This is a genomic window from Aquimarina spinulae (assembly GCF_943373825.1).
Classification (GTDB): domain Bacteria; phylum Bacteroidota; class Bacteroidia; order Flavobacteriales; family Flavobacteriaceae; genus Aquimarina; species Aquimarina spinulae.
Window position 1 is genome coordinate 1192163 of the sequence record NZ_CALSBP010000001.1, and the last position, 17026, is coordinate 1209188.

The following is a 17026-nucleotide window of genomic DNA, read 5'->3' on the forward strand; positions in this document are numbered from 1 at the left end:
AAGATAAATCAACAGTTCCTCCATCTTCCAAACTTAAAATGTTTGTCGTAGGATTAAAAGATAATTGTTGATCATCATTGCCGGTACATAGACTTGACCAGCTATTGTTGTTATATTGAAAGACGCAATTGACAGTTGTATTATAAACTAGTGCTCCATTTAATGGAGTCATTGCATTCATTTGAGTTGTTGTAACTCTAGAGAGAACGAATGTCCTATTAGTACTTTCCAATTCTAAAATAGAAAAAGAGTCTATTTGATTGGGGTTATCACCAACTTTGACCTGAGCCTGAGCAGTTGCTAAAGATAAAAATAAGATTATGAGGGGTAATTTTATCTTCATATTTTACGTTTTATTTATAATTAAAACTCAAATAAATTACGGTTTAACCATAATTAATATATGGTTAAAACAGTAATTATTCTTTTTTGGCATAAATATAAATTGATAATTCCTTAAATTGTTATCAATTAAGCAAATATATGATTTTTTCGACAAAAAACAATTTTTATCGCCAAAATACACATAAAAAAATATTTCCGACCAGCTTTTGTTAAATTTTAACGCGAAATTATCATAAAAAAATATTTATTTGTTTTTTAGTTTAGAAGAAATCTAATACATTTGTCGCCGCGAAAGGCGGGAGTAGCTCAGTTGGTAGAGCGTCAGCCTTCCAAGCTGAATGTCGCCAGTTCGAACCTGGTCTCCCGCTCTAAGGTTTCATCATTACTAATGGTGAAACCTTTTTTATTTAAAATATAGTTTTCAAGAATTTTATATTTTTAGAAAGATTCTATATTACTATTTTGTGCCATATGGATATATTATTTTGAAGAAGTTTAGTTTTTGGATAAAGTTTTTGGGTGTAATTCTGTTTTGCCTTTTGATATATAAGGTAGGGTGGGAAGAGACTTTAGTATCTATACAAAAAGTTTCGATTGCTCATTTGTTCATAGCAATAGTTGTTTTTTGGATTGCTTTTTATCTGAAAAGTGTTAGATGGAAAATCATTTCCAATTCTTTTGGAATACCATTACATAGCTACCAGGCACTTAAGATTTTTTTTATAGGTCTTTTTCTTGCTAATATCACTCCTGGAAAATTAGGCGACTTTGGTAGGTTGTTTTATATTAAGGATCAGTTACCTAATCAGAAGGTTGGATGGACTAGTCTTATTATGGATCGCATTTTTGATTTGATTTGCTTATTTTTTTTTAGTTTAATAGCTCTTTTTTATTATCAAATTAATTTTAATGTTTTAAAATCCCCTGATAATTATTCGTCTGTGCTACTAATAGGTATAGTGTCGTTATTACTGTTTTTTGTCCTTTTTATATTTCGAAAGAAAATTAAAAAATATATTTTGCCATGGTGGGAAGCTTTTAATTCTCATACTCTTGGTATTAAGGGATTCTTACTTGCTATAGGAATTACCTGTCTAAGTATGATATTGATATATGGTGTTTTTAATTATATAGCATGGAGTATGGGTATACCTATTAATCATTTAGGTTTGTTTTTAGGAGTCTTTATTTTAGGGTTGCTAACATTACTTCCAATTACTGTTTTAGGAATAGGAGTACGTGAAACTTCGCTAGTCGTAATTTTTCAGTTATATGGTCTTCCTTCTCAAGATGCTATCGCACTATCTCTTATAATATTTTTATTACAGCTTTTATCTTTTATTCCCGGAGCCATTTGGTTTTACCTTTCGCCTATTCAATTAAGTCAATTAAGAGAATTAAAGTAGGTTTATTGAGATAACCTTTCATTATCCTGTATATCCATCCACATAGCAAATAGTAAAGATTGAAACCCTGAAATGGTTAAGAAAATGAAAATTATAAGATAATCGGTTGGAGTTTTAGAATCTGGGATGAAAAAGTTTGCTAGTAAATGATATAGGAAATACATATTGATTATTCCAATAATAAATGAAATCCAATACAATAAAAATAGTGGATGGAAACTTCTAATCAAATATTTGGTATGCAATCGCATAAAGAAGCAGCGAATTAATAAGAATAATATAGGAAAAGAAACTTTAATAACATTTAATTTTGATTGTTCGCCAACACCATAAACAGGTTTTATTTTTACTTCACGAATTGTACAGAAGGCAATATTGAGTTTTACTAATACATCATTAGGCATTCCATATCTTTTATAAATGTTATATAATGGAATTGAGTTTAAAGCGTGATTTGACATAGCTGTATATCCACTTTGAGTATCAGATATTCCCCAATATCCTGAAACAACTTTGGTTAGGATACTTAGTACTGAATTTCCTAAAAAGCGAACTCTTGGAATAATCACCCAGGCACTTTTGTGAATCAATCGATTTCCTTTTACATAATCGATTCCTTCATTTACAACCGGGTTACAGATAGATTCAAGTTCGTTTGGATCCATTTGCCCATCACCATTCATTACTACAGCGCAATCGATATCATGATCTTTGCACCATTTATATCCTGTGGCAACAGCTGCTCCAACTCCTCCATTTTTTAAATGTTTAATAATTATAATTTTTTCTTCGTCAGGATTTTTATTTAAAATTTCAATAGGGGGAAACTTTTTTAATTCTTCTATGTTTTTTTGATGTACCTCAATATCAGCTCTATTATATATGGTCGGAACTATTTCTTTTTGAAGATTAGAGGTTAGTTTTAAAGCTGAAGTATTATTTTTTAAATATTTAATAACAACCTCTACTGTTTGGTCTTTGGATACATCATCCACAATGATAATACGATCAACAAAGTCTGGCATACTGTCAAGAACCATTGTTATTTGAGTAGCTTCATTGTAACAAGGAATTACTACACCTATTGTTTTGTTATTAAGCATTATTTATTGTTTTTATTTTTTGATTAATTGTTAATGTTATCTGTTGCCCACTTTAAGTTGTTCTTTGCTAATTGATAATCAGGATTAATTTCTAATGCTTTTTTACAAGCTTCTGCTCCAAGTTTCCATTGCCCCATTTGATTATGAGCAGAACATATATTGTTATAGGCAAGAGCATTATTAGGATCTATTTTTAATAATTCGTTGCAAGTTGAAATTACTAATTCATATTTTTTGTCTTTATAGTATATGAGGCTTAGATTGATATAAGATTCAATATCGGGATTTGTTTTTATTTTTTCTAATAAGGGTTTTATCTCTTCTTCTGAGGTTACAACTTTATTTGAGATGTGTTTTAATAATTCCTTAGATAGAATATGATTTGGGCTTTTAACTAATGCTTTTTTTAAATATACCTCGGCTTCATTGTATTTTTTTTGTTCCGAAAGATATCGTGCATAATAAAATTCTGGAGCTGGAGAGCTATTATTTAGCTGTATTGCAGATTTAAAATAATGTTCTGCTGTAGAATGTTCTTTTTTTGCTCCGTATGCAACGCCTAAATTGATATACAGAATATAATATTTAGGGATTAATTTGTCTGCTTTGTTAAAATATTCTAATGCGACATCAAATTTACCTTTTTCCATTTGAGTCAGACCATAATTCATTTGTCCTCTTCCATTTTTTGGACTTTTCTTTGTAACATCTAACCATAATGATTCTTCAGAATTCCATATTTCACTCCTTTGAAATGTGCCATATCCATGACCGATAAGAAGTATTAATAATAAAGCAGCAGTACCGATAGTATAATTTTTATCCTTTTCGAGTATATTATATTTTTTTAGAGTAATCAATATTCCCCATGGTACAGCAATAAAGAGACCGATAAAAGGGAAGAACATACGATGGTCATTTGCTGTCTGAAATAGTGGATTTAAAGAAGTTGGTAATAAGGCAATAAAAAACCAGGCAATACCAAAAGAAATGGGTCTCAGTTCTTTTTTAAAAGCAGTTTTTACCATTAAAAAAAGCATACCAAAAATGATCAATATCCCTAAAAGTATTTTAAAATTATACCAAGGTTTTATAATCGTAATATCTGGATCTGCACTAAGGTTAATTGGAAGAATAAAATTACCAAGATAGTGTATGATTACATAACATTGGGTGCTAATATATTCAAACCTTGTCACTACATAATTAGTAGAATCTGTTGACTCAGGAGTTAAATAATATTGATTGAAAACAAAAAAGAAAGTGGTGATAATTGCAGTTGGAGCAATTTTTTTTAATACTTGATTTATTTTCTGTTTAGTATCTGTTTTGAAATCAGTAATTAGTGAATGATTTTCAAAAAGTATAATATAGACCAATAGTATAGGAAAAACCATAACTCCGGTTTGTTTTGTCCATACACCAATAATTACAGGAATTAAATATAAATGCCATTTTTTTCCGAAAGGGTAAATGTATAAAAGTACGGCGGCAACTACACATAATGAGGAAAAAGAATCAGAACGAGCACATATATAATTAATAGTTTCTGCATTAGCGGTATGAAGTGCAAACCAAGCGGTAGAAAAAAGTGCTGTAACTGTAATCCATTGATATTTTCCCAGGGATTTTTTGTAAATATGTTTAGTTAAATGAAATAATAAAACGATCAGAACCAAAAACCAAAAAAAGATATGGTAATGATAATATTTAGAGTTTAATCCATTTGCGAATGCATAATCAATTGCATTCATCAATGTAATTACAGGTCTATATGATCTATTGGCAGGAAGAGAGCTAAACGTATCGGCATTTGAGAAAAAACTCGTCCAATTGTCTAAGCTTCGTATAGATTCATTTTCGGTAATGGTATGATAATCATCAAAAAAAAACGGATTGTCAAAATGATTTAGATATACCAATAGAGTAATAAATAGTATGATGACTAAAGATTTAAACTCAAAGCTTTTTGAAGTAAAATTTTTAAACATATACCTGTTGAATTATATAAGATTAGGGTGCAATTATTTTGGTACTTATAATCTTAATTTAGAAATTAGTTAATGTTAGTATAAATTAAAGAATTATGACTAAATATAATAGTTTTATATTGTTTTTGTTATTGAAGGAATAATTTTTTCAAAAACTTAAAAATTAGAGAAATGTAAATGTTTTGTTATTAATGTGTTAAAGAAGGGTGATGCTCTTATTTTTGTAATCTACATTTTTGATTGTGGTGATAGAAAATTAATAGTACTATATTTGGGCGTTAAATAACGAATAACTCGTTTTGACTTTGGTAAACTACTAAAAAAAGAAGTTGATTGTGTTAGTAAGAACCACTAAAGATCATTGGTTTTGAAAGATATGTTTAAGTTGTAAATTTTTGTAAATCAATGATTTAAATATTGTCTTTAAGATGATTATAAGTGTGCCGCATTTAAATTATATAATATTTGAAAAAAAAAATAGCAATATCTCAATCAAATTATATTCCTTGGAAAGGATATTTTGACATGATCAATATGGTTGACATATTTGTGTTATATGATGAAGTTCAATACACAAAAAATGATTGGCGGAATCGAAATATTTTAAAAACTAATAAGGGGTTAGAATGGATTACTATTCCTGTTAAACAAAATCATCTTGATCAGAGAGTAGATGAAACTAAAGTTTTTTTACCCAAATGGAATGTAAAGCATTGGAAAACTTTACAGGCGGTATATGGAAAAGCTCCTTTTTTTAAGAAATATAGAGAGCGATTTGAAAAGTTATATTTAGAAACAGATACTTTATTACTCAGTGAAATCAACAAGAAATTTATCCATGAAATTTGCGACATTCTTCAAATAAAAACCAAGTTTGTTAATAGTCGGGATCTTAACCTTGATGGAGATAAAAATGAAAGATTAATTCAAGCTTGTAAAAAATTGGATGGATTTATTTATGTTTCGGGCCCGGCAGCCAAAGAATATATTGATAAAGAAGCTTTTGAAAATAATGATATAGAAATCGAGTGGATAGATTATTCTGGGTATAAAGAATACCAACAAATGCATCCTCCTTTTGAACATGGGGTAAGTGTTTTGGATTTAATTTTTAATGAAGGTGATCAATCGAGAGAATTTCTTAAAAGTTTTAAAGTATGAAATTATCTATTGTTACAACATTATATAAGTCAGAACGCTTTGTTAAAGAGTTTTATGATCGTACTCTGAAGGTTGTTCTTGAAATTACAGATAATTATGAAATAATTTTTGTAAATGATGGATCCCCGGATAATTCGAATCAAGAAGTATTAGCGATAAGAAATTCTGATGATAAAGTGAAATTGATAGAATTGTCTAGAAATTTTGGGCATCATAAGGCTGTAATGACGGGATTGAGATATGCCACTGGTGATTATATGTTTTTGCTAGATTCTGATTTAGAAGAAGAACCAGAGCTACTTACTATTTTTTATAAAAAAATGAGTGAGCAAAATGTTGATGTGGTATTTGGAGTACAAAAAACCAGGAAAGGTGGGTTTGTAGAACGAATAACAGGAAAGATATTTTATAAAATATTCAATAATCTAGCAGATGTTCCTATTGAGGAAAATATTTTAATGGCTAGATTAATGAATAAACAGTATGTAGAAGCTTTAAAGGATTTTTCTGAGAGAGAGTTATTTCTTGGAGGCGTTTTTGCATTAGTTGGGTATACCCAGTTGCCTGTTGAAGTCAAAAAACTTGGAAAAGGAACATCAACCTACAGTACCAGAAGGAAACTTGCATTGCTAGTTAATGCGATTACTTCTTCGACTAAAAATTTGTTGATTTATGTCTTTTATTTAGGTTTAATTATTAGTTTTTCATCCTTTGTATTTACCATGTATTATTTAATATCCAATTTATTTTATAAGGATTACTTAGATGGTTGGACATCTCTCATCTTATCTATTTGGTTTTTGAGTGGTTTAATTATTTTGAGTGTTGGTATATTAGGAATTTATTTGTCTAAAATTTTTGAAGAGACTAAACAACGACCGTTAACCATTATTAAAAAAATTTATGATGAAGCCAATACCAAATAAGAAGAAAATAGTTGACTATTATCAAAAACAGGTAGAAGAGCATGGATTTGGAGCTAAAGGAATGGATTGGAAAAATGAAGAGACTCAGGACTTGAGATTTGAAATAATTAATAGATACATAGATTTTTTTGATAAGCCCTCTGTTCTTGATGTAGGATGTGGCGGTGGAGGATATTTGGGGTATTGTAAAAAAAAAGAACTTGATTTTATATATAAAGGAATCGATATAGTTCCTGATATGATTGATCAGGTTAATAGTATCTATGGTAATGATAAAGCTAAACTAATAAATGTTGAAAACGTTTCCGAAAATTTTGATTACGTTATAGCTTCTGGTACGTATAATGCAAAACTAGATTCAAAAACAAACGATTGGGAAATTTATGTTTTTGAATCAATCGAAAATATGTTTAAGATTAGTAATAAGAAAGTTATTTTAAATCTAATGACACCTCATGTAGATTATGAATATGATCGATTGTATTATCCAGATTTAGGTAAGTTAACCTCTTTTATTGTTAAAAAAATGACGAGAAATTTTATCATTGACCATTCTTATGATCTTTATGAACTAACGCTTGTGATACATAAATAATCGTTATATGAAGTCTATTGTTATTGTTGGAACTGGTGATTATGCCGAAATGGCATATCAATATTTAAAAAGAGATAATTATAATAAAGTTATTGCCTTTTCTGTAGAGAAAAAATTTAAAACTGTAAATAAATTTTGTGATCTACCCGTTGTTGATTTTGAAGAGATAACCAATTTTTTTCCAGCTCAAACACATGAATTGTTAATTGCAATCGGGCCAAATAAAGTAAATACGGTGAGAGAACGTTTATATCTTGAAGCAAAAGATTTAGGCTATGATTTTGTTACATACATTAGTCCAAGAGCAAATATTTGGGATCCAAAAATGGTAGGAGAAAATAGTTTTATTTTTGATGGTTGTGTAATAGAACCTGGTGCCAAAATAGGTGTTAATACTGTTTTGTGGTCAGGAACTGTAGTCGCCCACCATTCTACAATTGGAGATCATTGTTTTTTGGCGCCGTCTGTTGCTGTTTCAGGAAAAATAACAATTAAGAATAATTGTTTTATAGGGATTAATGCTACAATAAGGGATCATGTTACAATTGAAGAACATTGTATTATTGGGTGTGGAGCAGTGATTAAAAAGAATACTGTAAAAAATGGTGTATATTCTACCAAGGGAACAGATTTATTACGTGTTGATAGTATAGAAACTCAAATATAAACCATTTTAATAATTAAAATTGTGCAGTATGGCTGCTATATTTACTAAAAAAATTTCTGCAAAAGGTTTGGCTATTTTTAGAATAGCATACTGTCTTAATTTTTTGTTTGAAATCATCGAAATATTTAATCATCGTCAGCTTTATTTCGATAGATTGCCATATCTCGATGTTCATTTTCCTGATACTAAGTTGTTAATGTTGTTATGGATGACAGTTCTTGTTTTTATGATTATTGGGTTATATACAAGAACAGTAACAATCATTAATTATTTGTTTACGCTGATATTTATTTCTAGTATGACTAATTATTCTTATCATATGTTTTACGTGTATATAGGAATCAATTTCCTACTTATATTTTTACCTATAAGTAGATTTTTATCCATCGATATAATACTTAAGAAATTAAAATATTTAAATCAAGGTTTAGTATACGTTCCTTCCAAAGTGTCAAAAATCAATTATTTACTACCCGTTTTTATGGGACTTGGAATAGTTTACCTTGATTCTGTTATTTTCTATAAGATGCAATCTCCAATGTGGCTTGGGGGATTAGGGATGTGGTTACCATCTTCACTTCCTCATGTTTCTATTGCCGATGCTCAATGGATACTTAATCAGGAATTCTTAATCAAGTTTCTATCTCACTTGACAATAGTATTTGAGTTTATATTTATTTTCATTTTTTGGAATAAAAAATTTAGAATACCATTCTTGATTATTGGTCTTGGACTTCATTTAGGAATATATATAGAATATCCAATACCTTATTTTGCTTTTGGCTGCCTTTCTATTTATTTTCTGATGGTTCCGGTTTCGTGGTGGGATCGAATTTGGAATAAATTAGCTTCTAAAAAAGAAAGCCTTGTCATTTATTATGACGCTTCTAATTTGAGCTCTCATAAATTAAAAATGATAATTCAAAGCTTAGATATTTTTAATCGTATAAAATTTATTAGTCATGTTTACGGTAAGGAATCAACAAACGAATCTGTAAAAATAAAAGAAGAAAAAATACACGGGATAGATGTTGATAATGTAAGCTATACAGGGAAAAATTTACTTAAGAAAATTGTAAAAGTTTCTCCTATGTGTTTCCCTATATTACTTTTTGATAAAATAAATTTACATGAAAATACTTTTAACACGAATTCAAATTCTATTATTAATAAAATAGAATTATTAAAATTTAATGAAGATGACAATTCACGTGGTTATAACAGAAATAGAATAAGAAATGGTATACTGGTGTCATTTTTCTTCTTATCAATTATTTCGCAAGTACAAGTACATTATAGTTTTTTTGGTTCTAGTACTGCTACGCATTTTGTAGATAAATCTTTAGTAAAATATTTTGGAATATGTAAACATCCAGTATTTATGGATAATCATTTTAAAGGATATCATCAAGTATATGGTTTGAAATATAAAGATGAATTTTTACCTATTTTAGATGAAAAAGGTATGCCAGGAGATTATTTAAAAGGAGGTACATATGTAAATTGGATGTGGGTTGTAAATGCACCTAATATTAAAGAGAATGCATATTCTTTGAAAAAAGGTTTTACAGATTATTCTTCCTTTTGGGCACATCGTAATGCTATTGATTTGGCGCAAAAGCAAGAGTTTGAAATTGTAAAAAAAAGAATTAAAGTATCTTTTAAGTGGGAAAGAGATTTATTGCATAAAAATATAGATTCTCCTTGGGAAAAAGCGGGTACCTTAATATGGGAAAATAAAATACCTCAGCTTTTTTGGAACTCTAATGCTAAATAATTAATAATTAGACAAGATGCTATGATACCTTTTAACAAACCTTACATGACTGGTGATGAATTGTATTATATCAAGGATGCAGTAAATCGAGGTAAAATCTCAGGTAATGGATATTACACTCAAAAATGTCATAATTTCTTTAAAAAAACGGTTGGTTTTAGGAATTGTTTGCTAACCTCTTCTTGTACTGATGCTTTAGAGATGGCTGCAATTTTGATTGATGTCAAACCTGGTGATGAGGTAATTATGCCTTCCTATACATTTGTGTCTACTGCTAACGCTTTTGTTTTACGTGGCGCCAAAATTGTTTTTGCAGATAGTTATACTAATAATCCAAATATTGATGCCAATTCTTTAAAAAAGCTAATTACTCCTAAAACGAAAGCTATTGTAGTTGTTCATTATGCAGGAGTCGCTTGTGATATGGATTTAATTATGGACTTTGCAAATGAAAATAATTTATTTGTAATAGAAGATGCAGCGCAAGCAATAGATTCATATTATAAAGATCAACCTTTGGGTAGTATTGGTCATTTGGCTACATTTTCTTTTCATGAAACCAAAAATATAATTTCGGGAGAAGGAGGGATGTTGGTTATTAATGATGAACGCTTCGATAAGAGAGCAGAGATTATATGGGAAAAGGGGACTAATCGCTCTGCTTTTTTTAGAGGAGAAGTAGATAAATACTCTTGGGTAGATGTAGGCTCTTCTTTTTTGCCTTCAGATGTCACGGCAGCTTTTTTGTTTGCACAATTAGAGAACCTACAAAAGATTCAAACCAGACGAAAGGCTTTATGGAATAATTATTATGATGGCTTAAAACAACTTGAGGATGAAGGTTTATTAAAATTACCTGAAATTCCTGATTATGCAACTTCAAATGGCCACTTATTTTATTTAGTTTGTAAAGATGTAGAAGAAAGAGGTCGATTAATTTCGTTTTTAAAAGATAATGATGTTTTTTCTGTTTTTCATTATGTATCACTTCATAAAAGCCCATTCTATATCGAAAAATACACAAATATAGAACTTAAGAATTGTGATACTTTTGCAAATCAATTATTAAGATTACCATTGTTTTATGATTTACATATGGAAGATCAAAGCAGAATTATTAATTTGATTAAAAGTTTTTTTTCAAAAAAACAAATCCTATGAAATTGAATGTTGTTCCAAAAAACATTTATCGTAACGTATTTATTCTAGTTGCAGTTTTAATAGGCTATACAATGGCTTTTTTAAGTCAAAATTATGGACCTTTAGAGGATACTAGAATTCATCAAGATCATGGAGTTCGAGTTCTTAATTATTTTAAAGGGATAGATGAAACTGCAGCTTTAAGCCCAATTGATGATCAAGGAAATTATTATGATGTAAATAAAGATATTGATAGTGAACATCATGGGATGAATGGTTTCGGAGGCTTTTTTGATTTATCATCTAATTTCTTACATCAATTTTTTAGCTTTGTAGGAGTATATGAATTTAAAAATTTTATAAATTCTATTTTTGGTTTTTTACTCTTTTTGTTTTGTGGCTTATTAGGAAAAGAGCTAGGAGGGTGGAAAGTTGGATTGTTTACATTAATATTTGTAGTGTTAACTCCTGTAATGTTTGGATATTCTATGAATAATCCAAAGGACATTCCTGCAGCTACATTTTATATGTTTTCTCTGTTTCATATTGTTAAACTACTAAAAGAGCTTCCTAGAATATCCCTTAAAAGAGCTTTTTTCTTAATCCTTAATATTTCTATTCTTATTAATATTAGAATAATTGGTCTAATTGCTATTGGATATGTTTTATTAGCAGTTTTATTATGGTGGTTGCTTGAAAATTATCAATCAAATTTCAAAAAAATTGTATTAAAAGATACCTTGTTATTAGCAGGTAAAACTATCGGGGTATGTATACTTGCGTATTTGGCTGTAAGTATCTTTTGGCCATATGCACATACTAATCCTATAAAAGTTCCCGTTGAAATGTTATTTAAAACTAGTGAGTTTAGAGGTTTTGAAAACTTACAGATATTTGAGGGGAATTGGCAGAGTAGTTTTAATGTGCCCTGGTATTATGCAATTAAAAACTTGTTTATTATTACAATGCCACTACATGTATTTATTGGTTTTTTTCTAATACCCTTACTTTATTATAAGAATACTAATAAGAATATGCTTTATGTATCCATAGTGTTATTTACTACAGTGTTTCCTATGTTACTGGTTATTTTTGGTAAACCCAATAGCCATGATGGCTCAAGACAATTTATGTTTTCAGTACTACCCATCGTTGTACTAAGCGCATTTTCATGGGGTAGGTTAATTCAATTGATGAAAATAAAAAGTATAAAACTAGGAATCTATGCGATTCTTTTCTTATTACTATTACAACCATTGCGTTTTATGATACAATATCACCCAATGCAAGCACTATATTTTAGTCCGATTATTGGAGGTGTAGGAGGAGCGTATGGAAATTATGAGATAGACTATTATGGTGTTGCTATTAAACCAGCTTTAGATTGGTTGGAAAAAAATGTTGGAGATAAGGACAATCCTCCTAGGATACGAATGTATTATGGAAGCCAAACTAAAGTAACATATCATCTCGATAAAAGCCCAAATTTAGAATATGTATTAACAAGACGAGATTCTCCAGATTGGGACTATTCTATTGTTATGTTGGCCGAAGGGAAGTATAAAAAAGATATAAAAAGTGCAAATTGGTCTCCAGAAAATACTGTACATGAAATAAAAGTGGATGGTGCGCCGATTTGTTTTATTATAAAAAATAAATATGAAATAGATAAACATCTATTAGAAACAGAGCAAAGAGTATCTAAAACTCCTTCGGTAAACGGGTATATAGGGTTAAGTTTATTATATTATAAGAAGAAAGATTTTTTTAAAAGTATTGAAGCTTCAAAAAAAGCAGTATCATTAGATCCCAATAATAGCATTGCATATAATAATTTATGCTCTGCTTATAATAATTTATTAATGTATCATGAAGCTAAAATAGCTTGTGAAAAATCGTTATCAATTCAACCTGAAACATCTTTGACCAAAAATAACCTTAGCGTATCTCTTAAAGGTGTTGACAGAAGAAAAAACAAAAAACTAACCCTAAGAGAATATCTTAGCCTAAGCTATAATTATTACAAATTAGGATATTTTGATAAATGTATAGAGGTTAGCATGGAATTACTAGAATTAGAACCAAATAGTGTAGTAGCATATAATAACATATGTTCATCATATATTGCCTTAGGTGGTTATGAAAAAGCAATTGAGGCCTGTAATAAAGCCTTAGAAATAGATCCTAATCATCAATTGGTAAAAAATAATTTGAACTGGGCAAAAAGTAAATTAAACCCATAGTTTTTTAAAGATTAGAAGAAAAAAAACGTTTTTTTATGGAGTCTTTTTATACTGCATTTTTTATCTGGGGTTTTGTATTATTTAAAATTTACTTTAGCGGATCTTACCATTAGAAAATTATAATATTAAAAAATAGACAATCCGGTTAATGTTGTTAATCGTTCTAAAGCAAGCATCCCCAGTTCTGAGTTTCCTTTGGGGTTCAAAGGGGGGCTCCATACAGCAACAGCATATTGCCCTGGGTGCACTGCTACAATTCCTCCACCAACACCACTTTTTCCGGGTAAACCTACTCTATAACTAAACTCACCAGCTTCATCATAAAAACCACAGGTTTGCATTATTGCATTAATACGTTTCACCTTTCTAGGTGATAATATTTGTTCATTATCAAATAATCGTTTTCCGCCGTTGGCGTATATCATAAATGCAGTTGATAGTTCTTTACAAGACATTTCTATAGAACATTGGTAGATATAGAAATCAAGGACGGTTTCAATATCATTTTTAATATTGCCAAAAGATTTCATTAGATTTAATACTGCTGCATTACGGTAACTATATGTTTTTTCGGATAGAAAAACTTTTGGGTTGATATCAATGTCTGTACAGCCAGTGATTTTATGTATGAAATCGAGAAAATCTTTTTTAGGGTTTTTTAATTGAGATATTAAAACATCACAGATTACTAAGGCACCCGCATTTATAAATGGGTTCCTGGGAATTCCATTCTCATATTCTAATTGTACCAAAGAGTTAAAAGGATCTCCAGAAGGTTCTACATCTACACGTTTAAATAATTCATCATCTAATAATGACATTGCCATAGTTAAAGCAAATACTTTCGAGATACTTTGAATAGAAAACCGGTCATTATGGTCTCCAAAATTATAATGACCAGAATTAATACAATACAGATGTATCCCAAATTTTTCAGGCTCAATTTTAGCTAATTCAGGAATATATGAAGCTACTTTTCCGGTATAGTGTATCGACGGGAGTTCTGATTTTATCTCGTTAAGTATTTGTTGATAATCCACAGTATAATTTTTAATTTAATCCAGATAATGCGCTACCCGTTTCTATTTCGTAGGGCTCTTTGTCTTTTTCAAAAATTCTAGCACTTAAATTTCCTTCCAGAGTTATTTTATTGTCATAAACTTTTAACCAACTTCCTTCTCTTAAACCTACCACGGGTTGTGAATTTAGATTATGAAATTCTTTAATTCGAGTTTCTCGGGTTTCTCCTTTATGTGTCGAATTAGGATCAGGGTCAAGATAATGTGGATTAATATTAAATGGGACAATACCTAATGTTGCAAAGTTTGGAGGGTATACAATAGGCATATCATTTGTAGTTTTCATAGTAAGACCACAAATATTACTTCCTGCACTTGTTCCCAGATAAGGTACTCCAGAAAGAACAGCTTCTTTTAATGGCCCTATAACTTCATTTCGATATAATTGATCTACCAATAGAAAAGTATTTCCACCACCAGTATAAATACCTTTAGCATTTTTAATAGCTTCGATAGGATCTGAAAACATATGTATGCTAATTATTCTTTTATTTATTTTTTTAAAAATATTATTGATACCTATGGTATATTCGTCATGAGAAATTCCGCCCGGACGAGCATAAGGTATAAAAAGTATTTCTTCAATACCTGAGTATAAGTTAATTAAAGTGTCTTGTAAATATGCCAAGGGTTCACTTCCGTGAAGTGTAGATGTACTTGCAATAATACAGTTTGCCATTAGATTTTTTTTATAAAAGTAGTTTAACGTTTTCTTATCCGGAAATCTTCTGTGAAAATAAAAAAATGTAGTATCTTAAAAAATAAAATTAACCTCGTTTGTTATGAAGATAAAATTATCTGTTCTTTTTGTTTGCTTTATAGTTAGTACATCTATAGCTCAAATTACTTCAAGAGTTATGATTCATGGGAAAATTAGTGCACCCATTGGAGATGATGTAGAAGGTGTGGTGGTTTATAACCGAAGTACTAATAAAGGTACAATTACTACCAAAGACGGAAAGTTTAAAATAGGTGCTGGTATTAATGATAGGATTGAAGTTGTGGCGATGCAATATCAGAACTTTGTAATACTTGTCGATAAAGGAATAGTAGATACTAAGAGATTAAATATTTTTCTTAATGAATCTGTAAACCAGTTAGAAGAAGTCGTGGTTACCCCATATGACTTAGCAGGTAATGTGTCTGTAGATGTGAAAAAAATAGGATTTAGTCAAAGTGGGATAGGGGATGTAGCAGAAGAAACGTCTTCGAGAATTAATGATACCGATTATGATTTTAGACCAGATGAGTTATCTCCATTAGAAAATAAAGTGTTCTTAGAAGATAGAATGATTAATGGGCTTAATTTTGTCAACCTTTTTAAATTGTTTTATAATACTAAGAAAACCTCTAAAAAGAAAAAATACTCTTCAGATATTGATGTTAGGGTTAGAGATTTATATAATGATGAGTTTTTTAAAGATTATCTGGCATTAGAAATAGATCAAATTAATGATTTTATCTTTTTTGCTGAAGAAAATGGCTTAAATGCAAAGTATTTTGAATCTGGAAAAGAACTCGATCTTTTACAGTTTTTAGCATATCAAAGTAAGCTTTATCATAAGAAATAAAGTAGGCCAAGAAGGAGCTTTTGTAATTTTATCATAGTTATATCGTCTTTGGTAGAGAAGATCTTTGTGTAGTGGTATTGTATAAAGATCATTTCTGATGATATTTATATGACAAGATTACTACTATTTCTACCTCTAATTATTTCATTGCAAACTTTTGGTCAATCTGAAAAACTTCAAGGAAAAATCGTTGCCGATTCGCTACAAGGGTATGCCATTAATATTGTAAATTTCACCAAAGAAATAGGAACAACAAATGATGAACAGGGTTTTTTTGAAATACCTGCAAGTCCAGGAGATTCGATTGTTTTTTCTTCTGTTCAATATCAAATACGATCAATTGTAGTTAAGCAAGATCAGCTTCAGGATAAAAAGATTACAATTGTATTATATCCCATAGTACAACAATTAGAACAAGTGAGGATAAGTACTACAGATCTTTCGGGTAACCTTGATAAAGATGTAGGTATCGTAGAGTTACAACCTTTTGTAGATAATAGGACATTAGGTCTTCCGTTTAGCGATAAACCGCAACCAACAGTTGCTCAAAGAAGAATCTATACTGCGAGAAGTGGGATAATTGATAGACCCATTAATTATCTAAGTGGAAAATTAAAAAAACTAAAAAGGATCAAAGCACTAGAGGATCTTGATAAATTAATACAAAAAGGAGAAACTACTTTTAATACTACCTTCTTTGTAAATGAACTGCAATTACCAGAAGATTTAATAACCGATTTTATGTATTACTGCGCCAAAGATGAATATTTTAAAAACCTTCTTGATAATTCTAAAAGGTTAACACTATTAGAGTTTTTTCAGACAAAGGCAAAATCTTATAAAGAATACAAAGAGCTGGATTAGCTACTTTTTGTTATGGCCTAAAGCTTGATTTCTAAAAAATTATATGAATGCAACATGATTGGATATAGTTTGTCTTTAATAGTGAATTTTAACAACCATAAGTGCAGAAAAAATACGTCACTGTAGTTTTATTTCATTTCCTCTTTCTTTCTGTTTTT

At 29.6% G+C, this 17026-nt stretch carries 14 protein-coding genes and 1 tRNA gene; 11 read left to right on the forward strand and 4 right to left on the reverse strand.

All coding sequences use genetic code 11. From position 1 onward, the window contains the following. Positions 1-640: 640 nt before the first annotated feature. Positions 641-713 (forward strand) — tRNA-Gly (locus NNH57_RS05165). 96 nt (positions 714-809) lie between these two features. Continuing rightward, positions 810-1751, forward strand: coding sequence for a lysylphosphatidylglycerol synthase transmembrane domain-containing protein (locus tag NNH57_RS05170; protein ID WP_255412065.1), 942 nt, complete (start codon positions 810-812; stop codon positions 1749-1751). 2 nt (positions 1752-1753) lie between these two features. On the opposite strand, the gene NNH57_RS05175 is transcribed toward NNH57_RS05170, so the two are convergent. Together NNH57_RS05175 and NNH57_RS05180 are read right to left on the reverse strand one after the other, a co-directional pair. Continuing rightward, entirely contained in the window at positions 1754-2854 is a 1101-nt protein-coding gene (locus NNH57_RS05175) for a glycosyltransferase family 2 protein (protein ID WP_074408359.1), read from the reverse strand. 23 nt (positions 2855-2877) lie between these two features. Beyond that, a complete protein-coding gene (locus NNH57_RS05180; RefSeq protein ID WP_108808389.1) occupies positions 2878-4845 on the reverse strand; it encodes a tetratricopeptide repeat protein in 1968 nt (655 codons plus the stop codon). A 465-nt stretch (positions 4846-5310) separates the two neighbouring features. Here NNH57_RS05180 and NNH57_RS05185 point away from each other — a divergent pair, with 465 nt between their 5' ends. Genes NNH57_RS05185 through NNH57_RS05215 form a run of 7 tightly spaced genes read left to right on the forward strand, consistent with a single transcriptional unit; the run spans position 5311 to position 13354 of the window. Further along, positions 5311-6006 (forward strand): WbqC family protein, encoded by a 696-nt coding sequence (locus tag NNH57_RS05185; RefSeq protein ID WP_074408357.1) that lies wholly within the window; start codon positions 5311-5313, stop codon positions 6004-6006. Further along, a complete protein-coding gene (locus NNH57_RS05190; protein WP_108808390.1) occupies positions 6003-6932 on the forward strand; it encodes a glycosyltransferase family 2 protein in 930 nt (309 codons plus the stop codon). Before NNH57_RS05185 ends, NNH57_RS05190 begins: the two co-directional genes overlap by 4 nt. Then, positions 6913-7527, forward strand: coding sequence for a methyltransferase domain-containing protein (locus NNH57_RS05195; protein ID WP_074408355.1), 615 nt, complete (start codon positions 6913-6915; stop codon positions 7525-7527). Before NNH57_RS05190 ends, NNH57_RS05195 begins: the two co-directional genes overlap by 20 nt. 7 nt (positions 7528-7534) lie before the next feature. Continuing rightward, on the forward strand, positions 7535-8194 hold the full coding sequence (locus tag NNH57_RS05200) for an acetyltransferase (protein WP_074408354.1): 660 nt from the start codon (positions 7535-7537) through the stop codon (positions 8192-8194). A gap of 28 nt (positions 8195-8222) precedes the next feature. After that, positions 8223-9971, forward strand: coding sequence for an HTTM domain-containing protein (locus NNH57_RS05205; RefSeq protein ID WP_074408353.1), 1749 nt, complete (start codon positions 8223-8225; stop codon positions 9969-9971). A 21-nt stretch (positions 9972-9992) separates the two neighbouring features. Beyond that, positions 9993-11132 carry a dTDP-4-amino-4,6-dideoxygalactose transaminase gene (rffA, locus tag NNH57_RS05210; RefSeq protein ID WP_074408352.1) on the forward strand — a complete coding sequence of 380 codons (1140 nt, stop codon included), beginning with the start codon at positions 9993-9995 and terminating at the stop codon, positions 11130-11132. Then, positions 11129-13354 carry a tetratricopeptide repeat protein gene (locus NNH57_RS05215; protein WP_108808392.1) on the forward strand — a complete coding sequence of 742 codons (2226 nt, stop codon included), beginning with the start codon at positions 11129-11131 and terminating at the stop codon, positions 13352-13354. The genes rffA and NNH57_RS05215 overlap by 4 nt, the downstream gene beginning before the upstream one ends. 125 nt (positions 13355-13479) lie before the next feature. On the opposite strand, the gene NNH57_RS05220 is transcribed toward NNH57_RS05215, so the two are convergent. Together NNH57_RS05220 and pepE are read right to left on the reverse strand one after the other, a co-directional pair. Further along, positions 13480-14394 carry a glutaminase gene (locus tag NNH57_RS05220; protein WP_074408350.1) on the reverse strand — a complete coding sequence of 305 codons (915 nt, stop codon included), beginning with the start codon at positions 14392-14394 and terminating at the stop codon, positions 13480-13482. Positions 14395-14404: 10 nt separating this feature from the next. Continuing rightward, positions 14405-15112: a dipeptidase PepE gene (gene pepE / locus NNH57_RS05225; protein ID WP_108808393.1), complete on the reverse strand. Its 708-nt coding sequence runs from the start codon at positions 15110-15112 to the stop codon at positions 14405-14407. A gap of 103 nt (positions 15113-15215) precedes the next feature. Here pepE and NNH57_RS05230 point away from each other — a divergent pair, with 103 nt between their 5' ends. Both NNH57_RS05230 and NNH57_RS05235 read left to right on the forward strand, forming a co-directional pair. Further along, positions 15216-16004 (forward strand): carboxypeptidase-like regulatory domain-containing protein, encoded by a 789-nt coding sequence (locus NNH57_RS05230; protein ID WP_108808394.1) that lies wholly within the window; start codon positions 15216-15218, stop codon positions 16002-16004. Positions 16005-16112: 108 nt separating this feature from the next. Then, complete coding sequence (locus tag NNH57_RS05235) at positions 16113-16868, forward strand: peptidase associated/transthyretin-like domain-containing protein (RefSeq protein WP_074408347.1); 756 nt, start codon at positions 16113-16115, stop codon at positions 16866-16868. The last annotated feature ends 158 nt before the right edge of the window (positions 16869-17026 follow it).

Bases quoted from the DNA above. Each gene is read 5' to 3' on its own strand.
- NNH57_RS05175 (WP_074408359.1), bottom strand. From the start codon at position 2,854: ATGCTTAATAACAAAACAATAGGTGTAGTAATTCCTTGTTACAATGAA.
- NNH57_RS05180 (WP_108808389.1), bottom strand. From the start codon at position 4,845: ATGTTTAAAAATTTTACTTCAAAAAGCTTTGAGTTTAAATCTTTAGTC.
- NNH57_RS05190 (WP_108808390.1), top strand. From the start codon at position 6,003: ATGAAATTATCTATTGTTACAACATTATATAAGTCAGAACGCTTTGTT.
- NNH57_RS05195 (WP_074408355.1), top strand. From the start codon at position 6,913: ATGAAGCCAATACCAAATAAGAAGAAAATAGTTGACTATTATCAAAAA.
- NNH57_RS05200 (WP_074408354.1), top strand. From the start codon at position 7,535: ATGAAGTCTATTGTTATTGTTGGAACTGGTGATTATGCCGAAATGGCA.
- NNH57_RS05205 (WP_074408353.1), top strand. From the start codon at position 8,223: ATGGCTGCTATATTTACTAAAAAAATTTCTGCAAAAGGTTTGGCTATT.
- rffA (WP_074408352.1), top strand. From the start codon at position 9,993: ATGATACCTTTTAACAAACCTTACATGACTGGTGATGAATTGTATTAT.
- NNH57_RS05215 (WP_108808392.1), top strand. From the start codon at position 11,129: ATGAAATTGAATGTTGTTCCAAAAAACATTTATCGTAACGTATTTATT.
- pepE (WP_108808393.1), bottom strand. From the start codon at position 15,112: ATGGCAAACTGTATTATTGCAAGTACATCTACACTTCACGGAAGTGAA.
- NNH57_RS05230 (WP_108808394.1), top strand. From the start codon at position 15,216: ATGAAGATAAAATTATCTGTTCTTTTTGTTTGCTTTATAGTTAGTACA.
- NNH57_RS05235 (WP_074408347.1), top strand. From the start codon at position 16,113: ATGACAAGATTACTACTATTTCTACCTCTAATTATTTCATTGCAAACT.